The 20,585-nt window shown below is 70.5% G+C and carries 21 protein-coding genes; 8 read left to right on the forward strand and 13 right to left on the reverse strand.

The genetic code is table 11. The features are described from left to right. The first annotated feature begins 4 nt into the window (after positions 1–4). Entirely contained in the window at positions 5–1,642 is a 1,638-nt protein-coding gene (locus tag BMH31_RS07285) for an amidohydrolase (RefSeq protein WP_241898181.1), read from the forward strand. 56 nt (positions 1,643–1,698) lie between these two features. Here the strand turns inward: BMH31_RS07285 and BMH31_RS07290 are convergent, their stop codons facing one another. The 5 genes from BMH31_RS07290 to BMH31_RS07310 form a co-directional block, all read right to left on the reverse strand. Beyond that, positions 1,699–2,379 (reverse strand): hypothetical protein, encoded by a 681-nt coding sequence (locus BMH31_RS07290; protein WP_099724603.1) that lies wholly within the window; start codon positions 2,377–2,379, stop codon positions 1,699–1,701. Between the two features lie 205 nt (positions 2,380–2,584). Beyond that, entirely contained in the window at positions 2,585–3,511 is a 927-nt protein-coding gene (locus BMH31_RS07295; protein ID WP_241898182.1) for a carbohydrate ABC transporter permease, read from the reverse strand. 2 nt (positions 3,512–3,513) lie between these two features. Next, entirely contained in the window at positions 3,514–4,866 is a 1,353-nt protein-coding gene (locus BMH31_RS07300; protein ID WP_241898183.1) for a sugar ABC transporter permease, read from the reverse strand. Between the two features lie 60 nt (positions 4,867–4,926). Further along, positions 4,927–6,240 (reverse strand): ABC transporter substrate-binding protein, encoded by a 1,314-nt coding sequence (locus BMH31_RS07305; protein ID WP_099724604.1) that lies wholly within the window; start codon positions 6,238–6,240, stop codon positions 4,927–4,929. 145 nt (positions 6,241–6,385) lie between these two features. After that, positions 6,386–7,486 carry an AI-2E family transporter gene (locus BMH31_RS07310; protein WP_241898184.1) on the reverse strand — a complete coding sequence of 367 codons (1,101 nt, stop codon included), beginning with the start codon at positions 7,484–7,486 and terminating at the stop codon, positions 6,386–6,388. Between the two features lie 190 nt (positions 7,487–7,676). Here BMH31_RS07310 and BMH31_RS07315 point away from each other — a divergent pair, with 190 nt between their 5' ends. Continuing rightward, positions 7,677–8,534 (forward strand): DUF1266 domain-containing protein, encoded by an 858-nt coding sequence (locus BMH31_RS07315; protein WP_158234903.1) that lies wholly within the window; start codon positions 7,677–7,679, stop codon positions 8,532–8,534. Positions 8,535–8,587: 53 nt separating this feature from the next. After that, entirely contained in the window at positions 8,588–9,625 is a 1,038-nt protein-coding gene (locus tag BMH31_RS07320) for a hypothetical protein (protein WP_143469806.1), read from the forward strand. A gap of 18 nt (positions 9,626–9,643) precedes the next feature. Here BMH31_RS07320 and BMH31_RS07325 read toward each other — a convergent pair whose 3' ends face one another. Further along, a complete protein-coding gene (locus BMH31_RS07325; RefSeq protein ID WP_099724606.1) occupies positions 9,644–10,585 on the reverse strand; it encodes a cation diffusion facilitator family transporter in 942 nt (313 codons plus the stop codon). Continuing rightward, positions 10,585–10,977, reverse strand: coding sequence for a metalloregulator ArsR/SmtB family transcription factor (locus BMH31_RS07330; protein WP_241898185.1), 393 nt, complete (start codon positions 10,975–10,977; stop codon positions 10,585–10,587). The genes BMH31_RS07325 and BMH31_RS07330 overlap by 1 nt, the downstream gene beginning before the upstream one ends. 124 nt (positions 10,978–11,101) lie before the next feature. On the opposite strand from BMH31_RS07330, the gene BMH31_RS07335 reads away from it, so the two are divergent. From BMH31_RS07335 to BMH31_RS07350, 4 genes are all read left to right on the forward strand, one after another. Then, positions 11,102–11,599 carry a hypothetical protein gene (locus BMH31_RS07335; RefSeq protein ID WP_099724607.1) on the forward strand — a complete coding sequence of 166 codons (498 nt, stop codon included), beginning with the start codon at positions 11,102–11,104 and terminating at the stop codon, positions 11,597–11,599. 245 nt (positions 11,600–11,844) lie between these two features. Next, a complete protein-coding gene (locus tag BMH31_RS07340) occupies positions 11,845–12,672 on the forward strand; it encodes a M23 family metallopeptidase (RefSeq protein ID WP_241898186.1) in 828 nt (275 codons plus the stop codon). 26 nt (positions 12,673–12,698) lie between these two features. After that, complete coding sequence (locus BMH31_RS07345) at positions 12,699–13,409, forward strand: thioredoxin domain-containing protein (RefSeq protein ID WP_099724608.1); 711 nt, start codon at positions 12,699–12,701, stop codon at positions 13,407–13,409. 66 nt (positions 13,410–13,475) lie between these two features. Further along, a complete protein-coding gene (locus tag BMH31_RS07350) occupies positions 13,476–13,796 on the forward strand; it encodes a zf-TFIIB domain-containing protein (RefSeq protein ID WP_099724609.1) in 321 nt (106 codons plus the stop codon). A gap of 88 nt (positions 13,797–13,884) precedes the next feature. On the opposite strand, the gene BMH31_RS07355 is transcribed toward BMH31_RS07350, so the two are convergent. Then, entirely contained in the window at positions 13,885–14,499 is a 615-nt protein-coding gene (locus BMH31_RS07355; RefSeq protein WP_099724610.1) for a TetR-like C-terminal domain-containing protein, read from the reverse strand. Positions 14,500–14,687: 188 nt separating this feature from the next. Here BMH31_RS07355 and BMH31_RS07360 point away from each other — a divergent pair, with 188 nt between their 5' ends. Beyond that, positions 14,688–15,401, forward strand: coding sequence for a Pr6Pr family membrane protein (locus BMH31_RS07360; RefSeq protein WP_241898187.1), 714 nt, complete (start codon positions 14,688–14,690; stop codon positions 15,399–15,401). Here BMH31_RS07360 and BMH31_RS07365 read toward each other — a convergent pair. From BMH31_RS07365 to BMH31_RS07385, 5 genes are all read right to left on the reverse strand, one after another. Then, a complete protein-coding gene (locus tag BMH31_RS07365) occupies positions 15,398–15,637 on the reverse strand; it encodes a hypothetical protein (protein WP_099724612.1) in 240 nt (79 codons plus the stop codon). The genes BMH31_RS07360 and BMH31_RS07365 overlap by 4 nt on opposite strands. A 91-nt stretch (positions 15,638–15,728) precedes the next feature. Continuing rightward, complete coding sequence (locus tag BMH31_RS07370) at positions 15,729–16,358, reverse strand: SOS response-associated peptidase family protein (protein WP_099724613.1); 630 nt, start codon at positions 16,356–16,358, stop codon at positions 15,729–15,731. 50 nt (positions 16,359–16,408) lie between these two features. Continuing rightward, positions 16,409–17,389, reverse strand: a complete 981-nt coding sequence (locus tag BMH31_RS07375) for an NADP-dependent oxidoreductase (RefSeq protein ID WP_099724614.1) — start codon at positions 17,387–17,389, stop codon at positions 16,409–16,411. Positions 17,390–17,465: 76 nt separating this feature from the next. Beyond that, on the reverse strand, positions 17,466–19,103 hold the full coding sequence (locus BMH31_RS07380; RefSeq protein ID WP_099724615.1) for an amidohydrolase: 1,638 nt from the start codon (positions 19,101–19,103) through the stop codon (positions 17,466–17,468). A 26-nt stretch (positions 19,104–19,129) separates the two neighbouring features. Next, positions 19,130–20,560, reverse strand: coding sequence for an amino acid permease (locus BMH31_RS07385; RefSeq protein WP_241898188.1), 1,431 nt, complete (start codon positions 20,558–20,560; stop codon positions 19,130–19,132). Positions 20,561–20,585: the final 25 nt, after the last annotated feature.

The following is a 20,585-nucleotide window of genomic DNA, read 5'->3' on the forward strand; positions in this document are numbered from 1 at the left end:
ACCCGTGACCGACTCCCAGCTGCTCCACTGCACCGGCCGCTTCGTGCGTACCGACCTCGACTGCGTCGGCACCGATGGCGTGCCCGCCGACCCGACCGCCGCACCCGAGGCGATGCTCGTCCGAGACGGGATCATCGTCGCGATCGGATCCCGCGACGAGGTGCCCGCGCCCGCGGGCGCCCGGAGCATCGATCTCGGCGAGGGCTGGGCGATCCCGGGTCTCATCGAGCCGCACGGCCACCCCTCGGAGTCCGCCGCGCTCATGGGCGACGGCACCATCGACATCCGACCCGTCACTCTCGGCACCGCCGACGAGGTGTGGGCGGCGATCCGCACGGCGCTCGCCGCCGATCCACGACCGGAGCGCGTCGTCGCGAACGGCTGGGATCCGCTGCTGCAGCGCGGACTCGTGCCGCCTACGATCCAGGAGCTCGACGCGCTCGCGGGCGAGATCCCGCTCGTGATCGTGCACAACTCCCTCCACTCGGTGTACTTCAACTCGGCGGCGGCGCGCGAAGCCGGCGTCGATCGCGACACCCCCGATCCGGTGGGCGCCTCCTACGGGCACGACGGATTCGGAGAGCTCAGCGGCGTCGCCTACGAGGCCGCCGCCGTCGCGCGCATCGCGGGCCCCGCGCTGGCCGCCGCCGAGGCCGACATGCCGAGGCGCCTGGGCGCGCACCTCGCCGAGCTGCGACGGCGCGGCATCACGACCATCGCCGACCTCACCTGGACCGAGGACCTCGCGCGCCTCGCGACCGGTATGTCGGCGGCCGGGCAGCTGCCGATCCGTCTGCGCGGCTACGAGATGTCGAAGCCCGGTGCGACCGCCACCGCGAAGCTCGACAACGGCGACGCCCGTTACCGGCAGGTGGGGATCAAGATCTGGTCGGACGGCTCGCCCTGGGTCGGCAACATCGCGACCTCGTTCCCCTACCTCGACACGGCGGCGACGCGCGCGCTCGGCTTCGCACCCGGGCACATCGGCCACGCGAACTACTCGACCGAGCAGCTCATCGAGATCGGATCGCAGTACGCGGGGGAGGGCTGGCAGTTCGCCTGCCACGCGCACGGCGACGTCGCGATCGACAGCACGCTCGACGCCTACGAGGAGCTGATCCGGCGCTTCGACCTGAGCGACCACCGATTCCGGATCGAGCACTGCGGCCTCATGACGCCGGAGCAGTTCCGGCGTGCCGCGGCGCTGGGTGCGACCGTCAGCCTGTTCGTCGATCACATCACCTATTGGGGCGACGTGCTGGTCGACGACCTGTTCGGCGAGCACGGAGCGGCCTGGGCCGACGCAGGGGCGGCGTTCGCCGCCGGGCACCGCGCGACGTTCCACAACGATGGCACGGTCACGCCGTGCGAGCCGCTGCGCAACATGGCGGTCGCCGAGACCCGCACCTCGCGCACGGGGCGCAGGCTGGACGGCGGCACCGGGGTGAGGCGCCTCGACGCGCTGCGGGCGCACACCGCGAACGCGGCCTGGCAGCTGCGCAGCGAGCACGAGATCGGGGCGCTCGCACCGGGCCTCCGCGCCGACTTCGCGGTGCTCGACGTGGATCCGCGCACGGCGGAACCGGAGGCGCTGGCCGGGGCGCGGACGCTCGCGACCGCGGTCGACGGCGAGCTCGACTAGCGGGATCCCGGGCAGGGCCGGCCGGAAGAACCGGTCGGAACCGAGTCGGCCCGTCGTCAGCCCTGCGGCCCGCCGCCGAGCTGCTGCGGCGTCGCGACGGTGCCGAGCGCCACGCGCTGCTCGGGGTGCATCCAGTAGTAGTGCAGCGCGGAGTACAGCAGCACCGGGTCGGCGTCGATCACGGCCGGCTGCAGATCCCAGTGTTCCATCCCGCGTTCGATCCGCAGCACGGGCACGAGGGCGGGCGCCTTGCCCGCGCTCTTGCGCCTCGTCGCGCGCACCGCGGTGACCTCGTGCCAGGGCACGTCGAAGTCGAAGCCCTGCAGTCGGATCGCGACGCCGTTCGTGCCGAAGGCGACGCACTGGCGGTTCGCCCAGCTGCCTCGAGTGAACGACGCCGTGATCGCGTTCACGAACGCGAGGAGGAAGAACAGGCCGAGCACGCCGAAGCCCGCGGCGACGATGAACGGCATCGGCCCCTGCATGCTGGGCGTCGTGCCGGCTTGCGCGAGCGCGCCCCACACGATCAGGCCGCACACTGCGGCGATGACGCCGCACGCGATGAGCAGCGGGAGCGGGGGGCGGCGCAGCGGCGCGACGTGCAGGTACGCGTCGGGCGCCGGGCGGTACGAACGGTTGAAGAGCTCGGCGGGCATGATGCGCAGCGGCTTGCGCGACGGTGCGCGACCGGCCCAGCCGTCGGGGATCGAGGCGATGCGCGGGTCGAGGTCGGTCATGCGGGATACGTTACCCGCGGGCACCGGTCGAAGCATCGAATCCACCGAGTTATCCACAGGTGGACGGTGACTTGGAACTACACCCGTGTAATTCTCACGATGGAATTACACCTGGTCAGGACTCATTTCGTGAAAACCGGATTGGCGTTTCTCCACGGACGTCCCCAGTGGACTCCACAGAGTTGTCCACGAGGGGGACATGGCGCTACTTCGTCGACCCGGCCAGCAGCGCCGACACGAAGTAGCGCTGGAAGGCGAAGAACACGACGAGCGGGATCAGCATCGACAGGAACGCACCCGACGAGAGCACGTCGATGTTCGCCCCGAACTGCCGCAGCTGGCTCTGGATCGCGACCGTCACCGGCTGCGAGCTCGGGTTGGTGAAGATCAGGGCGACGAGCATGTCGTTCCACACCCACAGGAACTGGAAGATGCCGAGCGACGCGATCGCCGGCATGCCGAGCGGCAGGATCACGCGAACGAAGATCCGCCACTCGCTCGCGCCGTCGATGCGCGCGGCCTCCATGAGCTCCGCGGGGATCTGCGTGAAGAAGTTGCGCAGGAGGAAGATCGCGAACGGCAGGCCGAACGCCGTGTGGAAGAGGATGACGCCGAGCACGGAGCCGAAGATCCCGAGTGCGCCGAACAGCTTCGACACCGGGATCAGTGCGACCTGCACGGGCACGGCCAGCAGCACGATCACCACGATGAGCAGGGCGTCGCGTCCGGGGAAGCGCATCCACGCGAACGCGTAGCCGGCGAGCGCGCCGATCACGACCACGAGCACGGTCGAGGGGACCGTGATCGCGATGGTGTTCCAGAACGAACCCATGAACTGCGCGTTGCCGAGCAGCCCCGCGTAGTTGTCGACCGTGAGCTGGGCGGGCGCGGTGAACACCGTCCACCAGCCGCTCGCGCTGTTGTCGGTGCTGCTGCGCAGCGACGAGAGGAAGAGCCCGAAGCTGGGAACCAGCCAGAACACGGCGACGATGCCGAGCACGAGGTTGACGACGCTCCGGCCGAGGAGCGCGCTCGGCCCGGAGCGGCGCGATCCCGCCGGGCGCGGTTTCGGAGCCCGGCGAGCCGACGCGATGGGGTCGGTCCCGGGGGCGGTGGAGAAGGTGGTGGCCACGGCTATCGACTCCGATCCTCGCGGAACCTGCGGACGTTGATGATCATCGACGGGATGACGAGCACGAGCAGCAGGATCGAGAGCGCGCTGCCGAGGCCCTGGTCGTTGCCGCCGCCGAACGACACCGTCCACATCTGCACCGCGATCACGGTCGCATCGGGCAGCGAGGATGGCGGCGGAATGACGTAGACGAGGTCGAAGATCTTGAGGACGTTGATGATCAGGGTGACGAACACGACCACGAGCACGGGGGCGAGCATGGGCACGGTGACACGGGTGAACACCTTCCACTCGCTCGCGCCGTCGATCCTCGCGGCCTCCTGCAGGGAGCGGTCCAGTGCCGAGAGGCCCGACGCGATCATCACCATGGCGAAGCCGGCCCAGATCCAGATGTAGCTCAGGATGATCACGGCGGTGACGAGGCCGGGCCCGAGCCAGGGGACCCCTTGGAAGCCGGCCGTGAAGTTCGATGCGGGCAGGCGCACGGTCGTCTCCCCGTCGCCGACCCCCTCGATGGCGAAGGTGCCGTCATCGGCGGTGGTCGCGGTGCCGACGACCGAGCCGTCCGCACCGAGCGCTTGCACCTCGACGCCGGGGAGGCCGCGCTTGCCGTCGCCGAGTGCTCCGACGGTGCCGCCTCCTCCCTTCACGAAATCGAGCCAGACGGTTCCGGTGACGGTGCCCGCCTTCGGTTCCGCGGCGACGGCCGGCTTCGCGCCGGCCGGCAACGAGTCCGGCTTCACCCCGACGAGCGGGAACCCCGCCGCCCGGCCGGGCGTCGAGACGAGTTCGAGGCCGCCCGCACGGTTCTCGATGCCGAGATCGGGCCGGGGCCGCGCTCCCGGATACCCGGTGGACGTCCCCGCCGCGTCACTGATCGCGACGAGCCCCGCGTTGACGGCGCCGAGCTGCGGGTTCTCCTGGAACGTCGTGCGGAAGATCACGCCCGCGGCGACCATCGAGATCGCCATCGGCATGAACAGGATGAGCTTGAACGCGGTGCCCCAGCGGATCTTGTCGAGCAGCACGGCGAAGATGAGCCCCAGAATCGTGCAGCTGATCGGCACGACGAGCACCCAGATGAGGTTGTTGCGGATCGCCGTGAAGGTCTCGGGATCCGTGAACATGGTGACGTAGTTGCCGAGCCCCAGGAAGTCCGTCCCGGCCGCGTCGTAGAGCGACCGCCAGCCCGAGTAGATGACGGGATAGGCGACGAGCGCGCCGAGCAGGATCAGGGCCGGGGCGAGGAAGAGTCCGGCCGTGATGAGCTGACGGCGCGAGAACGTGCGTCGGTGCTGCGATCCCCGTCCGCCCGTCTCGACTCGCCGCATGACCTCGGTCTGCGTGGTGGCCACGGATCCTCCCTCCGCTGCATCGGGCCCGCGCCGGAGCGCGGACCCGATGGTGTTCGGCGATTACTTCCAGGCGGCCGCGGCCGCGGCTTCGAGCTTCTGCTGGGTCCCGGCGACGTCGCTCGGGTTCTGGAAGAAGTCGATGAGGATCTGCCACTCGCCAGCGCCCTTGGTGCCGCCGAAGGCGCTGGGCGCGAGGTCGGACATGTCGAAGCGGAACGTCTCAGCCCCGGTCAGCGCTTCCGCGATCTGCTTCGACGTCTCGTCCGGATACTTCGCGGTGTCGACCTTCGAATTCGGCGAGGTGAATCCGCCGAGCTCCACCCAGACGGTCGCCGCCTCGGGAGACGCCAGGTACTGCATGAGCGCCGCGGCTCCCTTGTTGTCCTTGAGCTGCACGGCGGCGTTGCCGCCGCCGACCACCGAGGGGCCGGAACCGTTGATCGCGGGGAAGTCGTAGAATTTCGCGTTCTTGCCGACGACCGACTTGGTGCTCGACGCGATGTTGCCGGCGACGAAGTCGCCCTCGTACACCGTTCCGGCCTTCGGCGGATCGCCGAACACCGCGGTCACCGAGTCGCCGAAGGTGCGCTGGGCGGTACCCGGCTGGATCAGGGTCTTGTCGCCCCACAGCTTGCCGAGGGTCTCGAGCGCCGTCTTCACCGACGGGTCGGTCCACGGGATCTCGTGTTTGCTCAGCTGGTCGTACTTCTCGGGGCCCGCCGTGCGCAGGTACACGTTCTCGAACCAGTCCGTGAGGGGCCAGCCCGCGTCGGCACCGATGGAGAGTCCGTACACGCCCGAGTCGGAGACGGTCCCGAGCTGCTTCAGGAATCCGTCCCAGTCCTTCGGCACGGTCGCGCCCGCCGCATCGTAGACGTCGGTGTTGTACCAGACCGTCGACTTGTTGGAGCCCTTGAACCAGACGCCGTAGAGCTTGCCGTCGACCTTGCCGAGATCGACCCAGTCCTTCGAGTAGTTCTTCTCGACCTCGGCTTTCGTCGCCTGATCGACCTCGATGAGGGCCTGCTTCTGCGCGAGCTGCTGCATGAGGCCCGGCTGCGGGATCACTGCGACGTCCGGCGGATCCCCGCCGTCCACCTTCTGGCCGAGCACCGTGGCGACGTCGGTCCCGTAGCTCGTGTAGTTGACCTTCGCGCCGGTCTGCTGCTCGAACTTCGCGAGTACCTGCTCGAAGTTCTTCTGCTCCGCACCCGACCAGTCGGCGGCGACGTTCAGCGTGACCCCCGAGAGCTCGGAGCCGCCGCCGCTGCCGCCACCTCCGTTCCCGCCGCCGGAGCAGGCGGTGAGAGCGAGCGCTGCTGCGCCCGCGAGCGCGATCAGAGCGGTGGGGATCCGTTGCTTCCGAGACTGCATGATGGGAGTCCTTTCCCCCGGTCCGGGGGCTGCCCTGCCCCTGGACGGGCTGCCTTCACGCTACGTCGGGACTCGGATGGCGGCACGGATCGTGACCTGGTCGTTACCTCGGTCCGAAGGGGTTGACCGGCCGAACGAGGCTCTGCTACTCGCCCTGCGGCGCCTGGGTCTTCGCGTCCTGCGCCGGGAACACGACCTTCTGGATGATGATGATCAGGCTCGCGGCGACGGGGATCGCGACCAGGGCGCCGAGGATCCCGCCGAGCGCGCCGCCGCCGACCGCGGCGATGACGACCATCGCTCCTGGCACGGCGACCGCCTTGCTCATGATGCGCGGGCTGAGCACGTACGCCTCGATCTGCATGTAGACGAGGTAGTAGATGATCGCGACGAGCGCGGTCAGGGGCGAGGCGAACAGGCAGATCACCGAGTTGATGATCGCGCCGCTCAGGGTGCCGACGAGCGGGATCAGGGAGCCCATGAACGCGATGAGCGCGAGCAGGGCCGGCATGGGTGCCCCGATGATGCTCAGGAAGATGAGGCTCAGGATGCCGTTGATGAGCGCGAGGCTGGCCTGGCCGATCACGTAGCGGCCGACGGCGCCCGAGACATCCTCGAGGATCTCCGAGAAGCGGGGGCGGCGGTAGGCGGGGACGAAGCGAGCGGCGGCCTTCTTCATGGAGCGCAGCGAGGCCATGAAGTACAGCGTGAGGATCAGCACGATCGTCACCCCCGTCGCCCCGCCCGCGATCCCGGCGCCCACGGCGAGGATCCCGCCGCCGATCTGGGTGAGGTTGTTCGGGTCCTGCAGGAAGCTGATGGCGCCCTGGATCGCCTTGTCGAAGGTGTCGCCGTACTGGCTGGTCACGTCGTGGTACCAGGCGCTCGCGGTGAACTCCTTGATGAGGCGCGGGGCATCGTCGATGAGGCCCGCGACCTGCTGCACGAGCACCGGGATCACGGCGACGACGATGCCTGCGAAGGCGGCGATCACCGCGACGACCACGATCGTGACCGCGGCCGGGCGGGGGAGCTTGCGCTCGATGTAGGAGACGATCGGGTCGAGTCCGAGCGAGAGGAACAGCGCGACGCCGATGTAGATGAGCACGGTGGCGAGCTGCCCGACGATGGAGCCGATGAGGAGCGCGACGAGCACGCCGAGGGTGCCGACGAGTCCGAAGGTGAACGGTTCGATCCGCGCCCTCGGCGTGCTCGTCGCGCGCGTCGACGCGCCTTCGGTTTCCACAGCGCTTCGCTTGATCCGCACGTTGACCTCTTCCTCGACCGGTGTGCACTCAGTCGAGCACCGCGGGATCGCCGAGTCAAGTCGAGCGCGCGGCGGGGCGGCACGTCGGCAATTACACGTACACTGTTCCGGTAATGTGCCGAGGTCGGACCGAGTCCGCCCGGCCGCTCGCGAAAGGATCCCCCCTCCTATGGAAATCATCACGCAGTTCTTCGACTGGTTCTGGGACCCGGCCAACGCCGTGATCCGCTGGATCATCATCGGCGTGCTCGTCGTCGCCCTGCTGTTCGTCGTCCTGCTCATCTGGGGCAAGTTCGCGCCGCTCGCGCACCACAAGGACTTCCCGGTCGATACCCGCGAGGCGAACCTCCTCGCCCTCGGTTTCCAGCAGATCCTGAACTCCGGCGAACTGTGGAACGACCCCACGGCCAGCACGCTCACCGCCAAGCAGAAGCAGGAGCTCGCACGGATGTGGGGGCTGAATTCGACGCAGGACGTCATCGAGAACGTGGAGCGGCTCACCACCCAGCGCCGCCGACGCGAGCTGTGGCAGCAGCTGCTCGCGCTGCGGGCGCGCGCCGCCCAGGCGAACGGCGGACGCCGTCCGAGCGAGCGCCAGTGGATCGCGGCCATCAAGGAGGCCGGCGGCACCGGCAAGGGCGAGGAACGGGACTTCGTGCGCGCGGTCAACTACTACGAGAAGGAGCTCGGCAAGAAGATGTTCCCCGCGAACGAGCCGGTCGTGAGCCTCGACGGCTACGCGCTCGGGCAGGCGGCCGCGGTGCCGGTCTGGGGCGTCGGCATGGGGCTCATCTCGCGGGCGGACTCGATGAAGCTCGTCGAGTACGTCAACGGTCTCGCCCGCACCGAGTTCGACTCGTGGGCGGCCTTCGGCCGCAGCTACGCCCTCGGCCGGGTCATGCACTGGAGCGACGGCACCATGGACGAGAAGCAGGCGAACCGCGGCGGCGACGCCGTCGTCGCGATGCAGCACGCGCTCGACGGCAAGCGCCGCGGCCCGTGGGGCCTGCTCCCGTGGCGGATCTGAGCCGACACGATCCGAGTCGCGTCCGCCGTCCGCCGCTTCTCGGCCCGGCGGACGTGCTCGAGCCGTCGCCCACGCTCCCGGAGCTGCGGGAGTACCGGCGCGGTGCCGGCGTTCCGTGGCACCGCGGGGTCGCCGTGCTCGCGATCGGATCCCTGCTCGGAGTGGCGCTCGTCGTCTGCGTCGCGATCCTGATCGCCCGGGCGATCGACCCGGTCGGGTTCCCGCCGCTCGTCCGGCTCGCGCTGCTCCTCGCCCCGCTCTCCTGGACCCTGCTGATCCTCGGCGGTTTCGCCTGGTGGCTGCGCTGGCGACTGCGCGACGTCCGGCTGCGCAGGTTCGCGCGGGCGAACGGTCTGGGCTTCGTCGACCGGGCCGCCTCCGGAACGCTCGACTGGCGGGTCGCGCGCACCGGACTCGGGTTCCCGAAGAGCATGGTCAACGTGGAGCGGGCGGCGGTGCTCGGCGACGGGATCGTTCTCGCCCGCAACCAGCCCGTCGCCAAACCGGGCGGCGGATCGGGCTTCCGCCGCCCGTTCGCGTTCGCGCAGCTCGATCTCCCGCGCGAGGTGCCGCACATCGTGCTGAAGAACCGGCGGTCGCGCGTGCTCGCCCTCGCTGGTCTGGGGCTCGGCAACCGGGTCGTGCTGAGCCTCGAGGGCGACTTCGATCGGTACTTCACCCTGTTCTGCCCCGCGGGCTACGAGCGCGATGCCCTCGAGATCTTCACGCCCGATGTGATGGCCGCGCTGATCGACGTCGCGAACGACTGCGAGGTCGAGCTCGTCGACGATCACCTGCTGCTCTACTTCCGCTTCGGGCTGCCGCTCTGGAGGGTGGAGACGATGGAGCGGGTGCAGGCGACGCTCGCGCTGCTGCGCGAACGCTTCGCCCGTCAGGCGGGCGGATACCGGGACGAGCGCTCGGCGCGCCCGCGCGATGCGGTCGGGGGCGCGGGATCGATCGCGCTCGCGGGACGCCGTACGACGAGCGGCACGGGCGTGCCCGCGGCGGCCGTCGTCGCGACCGCCGCGGTGCTGCTGCTCAGCGCCGTGGCTACTGCGCTCTCGGTGTTCGTGCTGCCGGGGCTGTAGGCGTACCACCTGGCCGGATCAGGCGTGCCGCACCGCGCTGCCCTCCTGGTCGCGGATCTCCTCCGTCTCGATCTGGAACGTCGAGTGCTGCACCGAGACCTTGAAGTGCTCTGCGACGCAGGACTTCACCGTGCTGAGCGTCTCGGCCGCATGACCGTCGGTGAAGCACTCGTCGTCGACCACGATGTGCGCGGTGAGGGTCGGCAGGCCGGTCGCGACGGTCGACGCGTGCAGGTCGTGCACGTCGAGCACGTGGTCGAGGCGCAGGATGTGCGCGCGCACCTCGTCGAGATCGAGCCCCTTCGGAGTGAACTCCATGAGCACGCCCGCGGTCTCCCGCATGAGGGTGAACGCGCGGGGCACGATCAGGGCGGCGATGAAGAGGCCCGCGAGCGCGTCCGCCTGCTGGAAGCCGGTCGTCGCGATGACGATCGCCGCGACGATGACGCCGAGGGAGCCGAGCGCGTCGTTCATCACCTCGAGGAAGGCCGCCCGCATGTTGAAGTTCGCGCCGCGGCTGGACGACAGGATCAGCAGGGCGACGATGTTCGCCACGAGGCCGATCACGCCGAACACGAGGAGCTCGCCCGCCGGGACCTCGGGCGGCGCGAAGAGGCGGCGCACGCCCTCGATCGCGGCGTAGACACCGACCACGAGCAGCAGGGTCGCCTGGCCGAGCGCCGCGATCACCTCGATGCGGCGGAAGCCCCAGGTGCGCTTCGACGAGGCGGGGCGGAGCATCAGCGTTCCGGCGATGAGGGCGACGAGCAGGCCTGTCGCGTCGGTCAGGGCGTGCGCCGTGTCGGTCAGCAGTGCGAGGCTGCCGGTCACCCAGGAGCCCACCGCCTGGGCCACCACGATGATCGAGGTGATCGCGAAGGCGATCGCCAGCCGCTTGCGGTGGTCTCCGGGATGGCCGGCTTCGCCGACTGCGGGTCCGTGATCGTGTCCTGCGCCCATCAGTGGTCCTTTCGCTCGGCGGCCGGCGCCGCGGTTCGGGGGGTACGGAGGTGCGAGCAGAGGATCGCCCGCGTTCCGGCCGCTTCGAGCAGCGCTTCGGCGGCGGCGATGACGGTGCTCAGCTGCCCGGGGTGCGCGAGCGAGTACCAGGAGGCGCGTCCGTCGGGACGGACCGCGACGAGGCCGCACTCGAGCAGGAAGCTCAGGTGCTTGCTGACCGTCGACTGCGCGAAGCCCATGTGCTGCACCAGGTCGCGCACCCGGTGCTCGCCCGAGGCGAGGTGCTGCAGCACCGCGAGGCGGGTCGGATCCGCGAGGCCCTGGAAGAGGTGGGCGTAGGCCGCGGTGGCCTGCGGGTCCAGGACCACCGGCTCGATCGCATTCATCGTCATATGACGATGGTATCGCCTGATGGCGATTTTGAGAAGGCTCGATTCTCCCGTCGATCTCAGGGACGAGTGTTAGCTTGGCTGGGTTTTCTGTTCGTCCGCAGCGATTCCGACCGGGAGGTGGAGCATGGAGCAGGCACGCGCGATCGCGCGCCGGAGCGCACCGGGCTCCGCCACGCCCTGGATCGTGCTCGCGGTCGCGGCGATCGTGCTCGGCCTGCTCGGCATGCACGCCCTCCGCGACGTGGATCCCGCGCACGGCGCAGCGGTTCCCGCCGCGTCGAGCGTCGCATCCGGATCCACCGAGACTCGGATCGCACCCCACGACGGCGCCGCCGCGGCGGCAGCCCCGGTCCCCTCGAACCAGGGCCTGACCGGACAGGAGCGCATGCGCAGCACTCCCGCGGAAGGCCACGACACCGCGGCCCCGATCGGCGGCTGCCTCGACTTGGTCTCGGTCTGCGTGCTGGCGCTCCTCCTCACCTTCGCCGTCGCGATCCGTCGGAACCGCGGCCGCACGAGCACCCTCTCGAAGCGGGCGTTCGTCGTCCTCCGCGTCCGCGCACCCGGTCGCCCCTTCGTCGAGCCCCCATCCCCCTTCGCGCTCTCCGTCCTCCGTACCTGATCGTCGGTGCCGCCGCCGCTCCTGCCCCATGCCTCCGCATCGGATGGTGAGCCGCCGCGCAGCAGACCGTTCCGCGGCGACCGTTCCGGCCGCACGCGGATCCCCGACGACCGATACCCAGAGGAGTCCTCGATGCGCTCGACCAAGCATCCGTTCCGCAACCCCATCGTCTTCACCGTGCTCATCGTCCCGGCAGCGCTCGTCGTCGCCGGCCTGAGCTACGCGCTCACGGCGGTGCTGTTCGCGTGAGCACCGAATTCCCGAACGCGCCCGAGCCGCACCCCCGCGGTGAGCTCCGCACGCCGAACCCGATCCACCTGATGTCGGCCGATGGGCCGCAGCCCGCGCTCGAAGCGGCGGAACCCGAGAGCGCCCCACCCACCGCGGCACGGCGGCTGCGGCGCGCAGTGACCGCGACCACCGCCGCACTCGGCGCCTGCGTCATGGTCGCGGGTCTCGCCGCGCCGCTTCTCGCCCAGCCGCAGCAGGCGGGAGCGTCCGGATCCGGTATCGCGCTCGCCGCCGCGGCACCCGCGCAGCACCTGAGCGGCACGGGCGGCACGGCGCTCGGCTCCGGCGAGCGGGCCTTCGACGCCATCTCGCCGATCGAGACCGCGCCCGAGGCGAAACCGGGATCCCCCGACCTCTCGGGGCTGTCCGACTCGAAGGTGCGCTATCCGTTCGACGCCCAGGTGCCCCTGACCGACCCGTTCGGCTATCGCACCGCCCCCGTCGCCCAGTTCCACGACGCGCAGGACTTCGCGGCGGCCGACGGCACACCAATCCGGATCATCGCGAGCGGGATCGTGCTCGAGGCCGGGCAGACGATCGACGGCTGCGGCTTCGGCCTCAAGGTGCAGCACAAGATCGGCGGGCGCGATGTCACGAGCCGGTACTGCCACATGCAGAACGACTCGAGCAGCTTCCAGGTCGGCCAGCAGGTGAAGATCGGCGATACGGCCGGCCGGGTCGGCGCGACGGGCATGGCCTTCGGCGCACACCTGCACCTCGCGATGCGGCAGGACGACAAGCCCATCGACCCCATGGTCTTCCTGACCAAGAACATCCGGTGACCGGCGGAACGGCAGAGGAGCAGCGCATGACCACCCCTTCCGACCCCACCCGGCCCAAACGGCTCTCGACCTCGACGCGGACGGCCCTGATCGTGATCCCCGCGGCGATCCTGCTCGCAGTCGTCGCGATCGCGGTTTCGATCCTGGCTCGGCCGGCGACCCCCGCGCCGAGCGCCGACGCGCCCGCCTCGGCGGCCGACGTCGTTGCGGCGGACTCGCATGTGCTCGACGACGGCGGTCCGGGCGCCCCCACCCTCGTCGAGTTCCTCGACTTCGAGTGCGAGGCCTGCGGCGCCTTCTATCCGTACGGCGAGGAGATCCGCACGCAGTACGACGGCAAGCTCACCTACGTGATCCGCTACTTCCCGATGCCGGGGCACAAGAACTCGATGACCGCCGCGCTCGCGGTCGAGGCCGCTGCGCAGCAGGGCAAGTTCGAGCAGATGTACCGGCAGATGTTCGAGACCCAGGCGGAGTGGGGTGAGAAGCAGGCCTCGGAGGCGCCACGATTCCGCGAGTACGCGAAGCGCCTGGGTCTCGATCTCGCCGCCTACGACGCCGCGGTCGCCGACCCGAAGACCCGCGAGCGGGTGCAGAAGGACTTCGACGCCGCGCGCCTGCTCGGGGCGACCGGCACGCCGACCTTCTTCCTGGACGGGCGCAAGCTCGAGCTCACGAGCGTCACCGACCTGACCGACGCGCTCGATCGGGCGCTCGCCGCGAAGTCCGGGACCTGACCCCACGTCCGAAGCAGTCGAACCGCTGCAACCACCGAATTCCCGAATCCCCGAAGGAGAACCATCATGAAATGTCCCATCGACGCGACCGACCTGGTGATGTCGGAGCGCTCCGGAGTCGAGATCGACTACTGCCCGCAGTGCCGGGGCATTTGGCTGGACCGCGGCGAGCTCGACAAGATCATCGACCGCGCCGCGACCGAGTACGGCCGCACCGCTCCCGCCGCTCCGCAGGCGCCGGTCGACGACCGGGGTCGCTTCTCGGACCACGGACGCGACCGCAGCTTCGACCGCGGTCGTGATCGGGGCCACGATCGCGACTACGACCAGCGCTCGGGCAAGAAACGCCGCCGCGAGGGATTCCTCGGCGAGCTCTTCGACTTCTGATCGATCGAGGCCGGCATCTGCGACGGCGGGCCGGGATCCTCCTCGTCGGAAGGATCCCGGCCCGCTGCCGTTCGCGCGGTGCGCCGGCTCAGTCGCGCGCGTCCTCGGGCAGTGCGGCCCCCAGCTCGCGCATCGCGGTGCGCGCCGATTGCCGGACGATCTTCTCGGTGATGGGCGCTTCGCCGGGGAGCGCGGCGCGCAGCAGCAGCGGGCCGTAGAGCAGGTCGATCACGTACTCCGCGTCTTCCGGGGGATCGATCTCGCCGCGGTCGACCGCGCGCTGCAGCATGCGGCGGCAGGACTCCCGCTGGGGGTGGATGAACTGGGAGGCGAACAGTTCGGCGACGACGTCGTCCTTCGCGCTGGCGTCGAGCAGCAGCGGGATCAGTTCGCGGCAGACGCCGTCGGTGTACATGTTCACCTGATCCTGCACGACGGACTCGATGTCGCCGAGGAGGGTGCCGGTGTCGGACGCGGGGTCGAGCGCGTAGCGGTGCACCGCGACGTCGACCAGGAAGTGCCCGAGCGAGTTGTAACGCCGGTAGAAGGCGTCACGGTTGGTCCCGGCTCGGGTGATCAGGTCTTTCATGGAGATCGAGCGGATCTCCGAATCGATGGCGAGGCCCTCGAAAGCGCGCTTGAGCGCTTCGTCGATGCTCTTGTCGCGGGGCCGCCCGGAAGAGGTTCCTGCTGCTTTGCTCATTGCTCGCAAGGATAGAGCATCGACCCTTTTTCCTTACTGAGGTAAGGTAAGTGCTGGGTCGCGCATGCGCGCGGCGACGAGCGCCCTCCCCCCTGCACGGGGCCCGTCGTTCCACTCTGCCGGCACCCGGATCCGCGTCCGCGTGGAGCGGGGTGCCGGCAGAGTGCCCCAGCCGCTATGTTCGTGTCATGAACTCGCCCCGCGGCATGAGAGCCTGGTCCTTCGTTCGGCTCCTCGGGTCGGCGCTGATCCTCGCCGCGGTCGTGCATCAGCTGATCATCACGGTGACGAATGCGCTCGAGGCGACCACGCCGCACGGGTCGCACCTGCCGACCGTGCTCGCCAACTTCGCGAGCTTCTTCACGATCGAGTCGAACCTGACCGCGGTGGTCGCGCTGCTGCTCGCCGGCCTCTGGGGGCTCCGCGCTGCGGAGGGCGAACGGGAGCCCCGCGGGCTCGCGATCCTGCTGGCCTGCGCCTCGACCTACATGATCACCACCGGCATCGTCTACAACATCCTGCTGCGCGGGATCGAACTGCCGCAGGGCGCGACCGTGGCCTGGGCGAACGAGATGATGCACCTGGTCGGGCCGCTGCTGCTGCTCGCCGACGTGCTCGTCGCGCCGGGGCGCGGGCCGCTGCGAAAGCGCACGGTCGCCGTGATCGCGGCGTTCCCGGTGCTCTGGGCGGTGTACACGCTCGTGCGCGGGCCGCTCGTCACGAGTCCCGCGACGGGTCTGCCCTATTGGTATCCGTACCCGTTCCTCAATCCGAACCAGCCCGGCGGCTACCCGCTGGTCGCGGCGTACATCGTCGGAATCGCGATCGTCGTGCTCGCGATCGGGGCCGGGGTGGTCTGGATCTCGCGGCGGCGGAGCCGGAATCGGGCGTCGGTGCGCTAACGCGCGAGCGCCGCGACGACAAACCAGTGGCCGCCCGTGCTGCGCGCTTCGAACTCGCGCAGCGCCCCCGAGATCTCGGAGCGTGCGTGGAAGCGCCATCTCGCGCCCGCGGCATCGGCGAGCGGAGCCGGGGCGTCCACGACGCGCCAGCGTTCGCTCCGCCACACCATGCGGTCGGGCCGGCCGTCGGTGAGCCAGAGCGCGACCTGATCGTCCAGCAGCACGTCGACGCTCATCTCGCACCCCCGAATCGTTCGAACACATGTTCGAGTATCCAGGGGCTCCGGAGGCGGTCGCAAGTCGACGCTCGGCGATCCGCGAGATCGGTCAGGAGCGCCGAAGATCCTGCGAGATCCCATCCGACGCGAGCACGGCCCGGTCGATGAGTTCCCGGTCGCCGGGCCGTTCGGGATCGAGCCAGTCGTCGTGCATCTCGGCAGGGAGGATCAGTGGCATGCGCGGTTCCCCGTCGCCGGAGTGCGCGTCGAGCGCCGGACCGACCGCGCGACGGGTCACGAGCGAGTAGCTCAGGATCTCCTCGCCGTTCGCGTCGTGCGACGCGGAGGTGATCGCGGCGATGCCGAACATCGCGCCGCCCAGGTCGAGCCTCACCCCCTTCTCCAGGTACCAGCTCGCGGGCACCAGCGCGCGGTGCTGGAACGGGGTGCGCCAGGATCGCAGCAGCGCGTCGTCGCGGGAATTGAACGCCGAGAACCTCGCCGGTGCGTCGCCCCTCCAGAGCCACCACCAGGCCAGGTCGAGCCGCCGCTGCCCGTCGACCTCGCGGATCAGCGGGTTCAGGTTTCGGGCGTGCTTGCCGGTGATCCGCGCCGTGCCGTCGCGCTGCGCCGCCCACTCGGCGACGCGTTCCGCCGATTCCCGCTCGTCGAGCGGCGGGATCGGGGTGTCCGGCGGTTCGACGTAGGGTCCGCCGCCCAGTCCGTACTGCGCGCACATGCCGGAATCGTACGTCCGGCGGCGCGCTGGGGGAAGGCCGGAGTCCCGGTTCACCCGCCCATCGTCAGCACGAGCTTGCCGGTGGTGCGCCCGGTCTCGCCCGCGGCGTGCGCGGCGGCGGCCTCGCTCATCGGGAAGACGCCCGCGATCTCGGCGCGGAGCGCACCGTTCGCGGCGAGCTCCGCCACGGCGAGCATTCCCGCGTGGTCGGCCTCGACGAGGATCAGCTCCGCGCGGACGCCGAGCTCGGCCGCCCGATCGAAGAGCCCCTCGGCCGGGCGGGGGAGCGTCGAGACCATGATTCCGCCGAGGCGGAGCGTGCGCAGCGAACGCAGCTGGTAGTCGCCGCCGATGGTGTCGAGCACGACGTCGACGTCGCGCACGACCTCGGCGAAGTCCTCGGTGCGGTAGTCGACCACCTCGTCGGCACCGAGGCCCCGCACGAACTCGTGCTTGGCGGCGCTCGCCGTGCCGATCACCGTCGCGCCGCGCGCCTTCGCGATCTGGACCGCGAGGTGCCCCACCCCGCCGGCCGCCGCGTGCACCAGCACGCGCTGCCCCGGTCCGACGCCCGCGGTGTCGACCAGCGACTGCCAGGCGGTGAGCGCCGCGAGCGGCAGCGCGCCGGCCTGCACGATGCCGATCCCCTCGGGGATGCGCACGAAGGCGCGCGTCGGGCCGACCACGAACTCGGCGTGGGATCCGACTCCGTGCGGGTACGGCAGCATGCCGAAGACCTCGTCGCCCGGCGCGAAGAGCGTGACTCCGAGGCCCACCGCCTCCACGACCCCGGCGACGTCCCAGCCGAGGGTCAGTGGCAGGGCGCCGGCCCATCCGGGGGCGGCGCGGTGCTTCCAATCGGTGGGGTTCACCCCGGCGGCGCGCACCCGGATCAGCACCTCGCCGATCCCGGGAACGGGGCGAGGCACCTCCGCCAGGTGCAGCACCTCCGGGCCGCCGAACGACTCCTGCCGGACGGCGCGCATGGTCGGCGCTTCGGTCGTGCTCGGGATCTGCTCCGCAGTGCTCATGGTCCTCAGGGTAGCCCCGGCCACTGCGTGCGCGCCGGGGTGATCTGGCGCGCACGAAGTGGCCGGGCGGCTGCGGTCACGCGCGGTGCGTCACGAGGCCGTCCGACACGGTCAGCAGCACCCGGCCCGCCGCGAGCGCGTCGGGGTCCGCGGCGAGCGGATCGACGTCGAGCACGGCGAACGAAGCGGGCTCGTCGACGGCGAGCACGCCGGAGCGCTCGCCGATGGCCGCGCCGGGCTGCGTCGTGTAGCCCTCGAGTGCTTCGCGGGCGGTGAGGCCCTGCTCGGGCAGCACGGGCTCGACCTCGGGCGAGCCCGCCGGGCGGCGCAGTTGCGCGTCGGCCATGATCTCGAGCGGGTTGAACGGTGCGACGGGGAAGTCGGAGCCGAGGGCGAGGACCGCGCCCGAGTCGCGGACATCCCGCGTGCACCAGGCGCGATGCGCGCGCGTCTCGCCCAACCGCCGCGACCAGTCGTCGCTGCCGTCGGCCCGGGTGTAGTGGGTGCAGTGGGTCGGCTGCATGCTCGCGGCGATGCCGGCGGCGGCGAGCCGCTCGATGACGTCCTTCGAGACCGATTCGATGTGCTCGATGCGGTGCTGCGGCCCGCCCGCGGGGAGCGCGGCGAGGGTCTCGACGACGAACCGGATGCCGCGCTCGCCGATCGCGTGGGTCGCGGTCGGGATCCCGGCCCCGTGGAATCGGGCGATCCGCTCGGCGTAGGCGGCGTGGTCGCGCCAGACCGACTCGGTGTTCTCGCCGTGGATGTCAGGGGTCTCGAGCCAGGCGGTGCCGCCCTCGACCGTGCCGTCGATGAAGAACTTGATCCCGCCGACGCTCCAGCGATCCCCGCCGCGGCCCTGCCGGGCGATCAGCTCGTCGATCCCCGCGTCGGTCGTGCCGGGCTCGCACCACGGCGAGAGGCGCAGCGAGACGGGGAGCGGGGCGATCCGCTCGGCGGCCTCCAGGATCGCGATGGCGTCCGGATCCTGCAGATCCATGACGTGCACGCGGGCGATGCCGGTCGCGGCCATCGCGCCGAGCAGCGCGTGCAGCTCGTGCGCCTGCTCCTCGGGGCTGCGCGCCGGCAGGTGCGCGCGTACGTCGTTCAGCGCGCTGAACTCGAGCACGTGCCCGGTGGGGCGGCCGTCGGCGTCGGCGACGATGCTGGAGCCGTCGGGATAGCTGCGCCCCTCGGTGAACCCGGCGAGACGGAGCAGCGCGTCGGAGGCCAGCGCGGAGTGGCCGTCGAACATGCCGACGTGGGCGAGCCGATCCGGGCCGAGAAGTTCGGTGAGGATCCCGTTCGTGATCGGGGCGCCCTCGAACGCGTTCGGATCCAGCCCCGAGGCGAAGAACCAGTCGCTTCCGGCCTGCTCGGCGGCGCCCCGCGCGAGCGCTTCCCGCAGAGCCGCGAAGGTCGGCACCCCAGAGAGGTCGGTGCCCTGCGGGATCGAGACGCTCGCGACCGGGTGCGCGTGCGCGTCGGTGAACGCGGGGACGATGGTGCCGGCCGCGAAGTCGAGACGCTCGGTGCGCTCATCGGCCAGTGCGACGATCTCGGATCGCGGCCCGACGGCGACGATCCGGTCGCCGGCGACGGCGATCGCGTCGGCCGCGGGGTTCGCACTGCCGGCACTGCCGTCGCCGCCGCCGGCGTCGAGGGCGTGGAGTCGGGCACCGGTGACGATCAGATCGATCGGAGGAGTGGTCATTGCGGGTTCCCTTCGGTTCCGTGCGATCAGCGGGTGGCGTTCTCGTCGAGCGGGTGCTCGTCGGCGTAGGCGTCGATCGCCTCGGTGGAGGGGGTCTCCTCCTCGAAGCTCATGCGCGGCACCGGGCGGCGGAAGAAGCCGGTCTTCGCGGCGATGATCGCGAAGCCGATCAGGGCCCAGATTCCGCCGACGATCCACGTCGTGGGGTGCAGCGAGGTCCAGAGCCAGATCGAGAGCGCGACGCCGACGGCGGGTACGACGCCGTAGAGGATCCAGCCCTTCGCACTGCGGTCGCCCGCGCCGCCGCGGGGGAACAGGTACACGCGGATCACCGAGAGGTTGACCATGGTGAACGCCGCCAGGGCGCCGAAGCTGATCATGAACGCGGCCTGGTCGAGGGTGAGGAACAGGCAGGCGAGCGCGAACACCGAGACGGTGACGGCCGCGACGACGGGCGTGCCGAAGCGCTTCGAGAGCCGGCCGAGGGGCTTCGGGAGGGTGCCGTCGCGGCCCATCGAGTAGAGGATGCGGGCGACCGAGACCTGGCCGGCGAGGCCGGATCCGATGCAGCCCGCGATCGAGCCGATCACGACGATGGCCTCGAAGAGCGGAGCGAGACTTCCGCCCAGGTGGGAGACGAGCGCGACGCCGGCCGCGTTCTTCATCTCGTCGGGGATCGCCGACCAGTCGGCGGGGTGGTAGGCCAGCGCGCCGATCCACGAGATGAAGATGAAGAGCGCACCGCCGATGAGGGTGGTGAGCATGATGGCGCGCGGGATGTCGCGGCGGGCGTTCTTCGCCTCTTCGGAGAGGGTCGAGACGGCGTCGAAGCCGAGGAACGAGAGCGCGAGCACGGCGGCGCCTGAGAGCGCGGGGCTGAAGCCCTCGGCGCCGGGCACGAAGGGTTCGAGCAGACCGGGCGCGTTCGGGTCGTTGATCGCGGCCTTCACCGCCAGGATCACGAAGAGCAGGGCGGTCGCGAGGGAGACCGCGATGATGGCGGTGTTGAGCCGGTTCACCATCTTGATGCCCAGGATGTTGAACACCAGCACCAGCACGAGCGCTGCGAAGGCGAACACCTGCGGCGGGACGCTCGGGAACTGCGTGCCGACGTAGAAGCCGAGGATCATGAAGTTGATCATCGGGATGAAGAGGTAGTCGAGCAGCAGCACCCAGCCGGTCATGAATCCGGCGATGCCGCCGTAGGCCTGCTGGGTGTAGGTGTAGGCGGATCCCGCGACGGGGAACTTCTTCACCATCGCCGCGTAGCTCGCGGCGGTGAAGAGCATGGTGATGAGCGCGATGACGTACGAGAGCGGGAGGTGGCCGTCGGTCAGCTGGTTGACGATGCCGTAGGTGGTGAAGACGGTACCGATGGCCATGTAGCTGAGGCCGAAGACGACGAGGCCGGTGAGGCCGAGGGTACGGCGCAGGTGCGCGGAAGATTGCTGGGCCACGGGTTCTCCTTCGAACGGCATTCGC

The organism is Leucobacter sp. OLIS6 (assembly GCF_002752355.1).
In the GTDB taxonomy this organism is placed as follows: domain Bacteria; phylum Actinomycetota; class Actinomycetes; order Actinomycetales; family Microbacteriaceae; genus Leucobacter.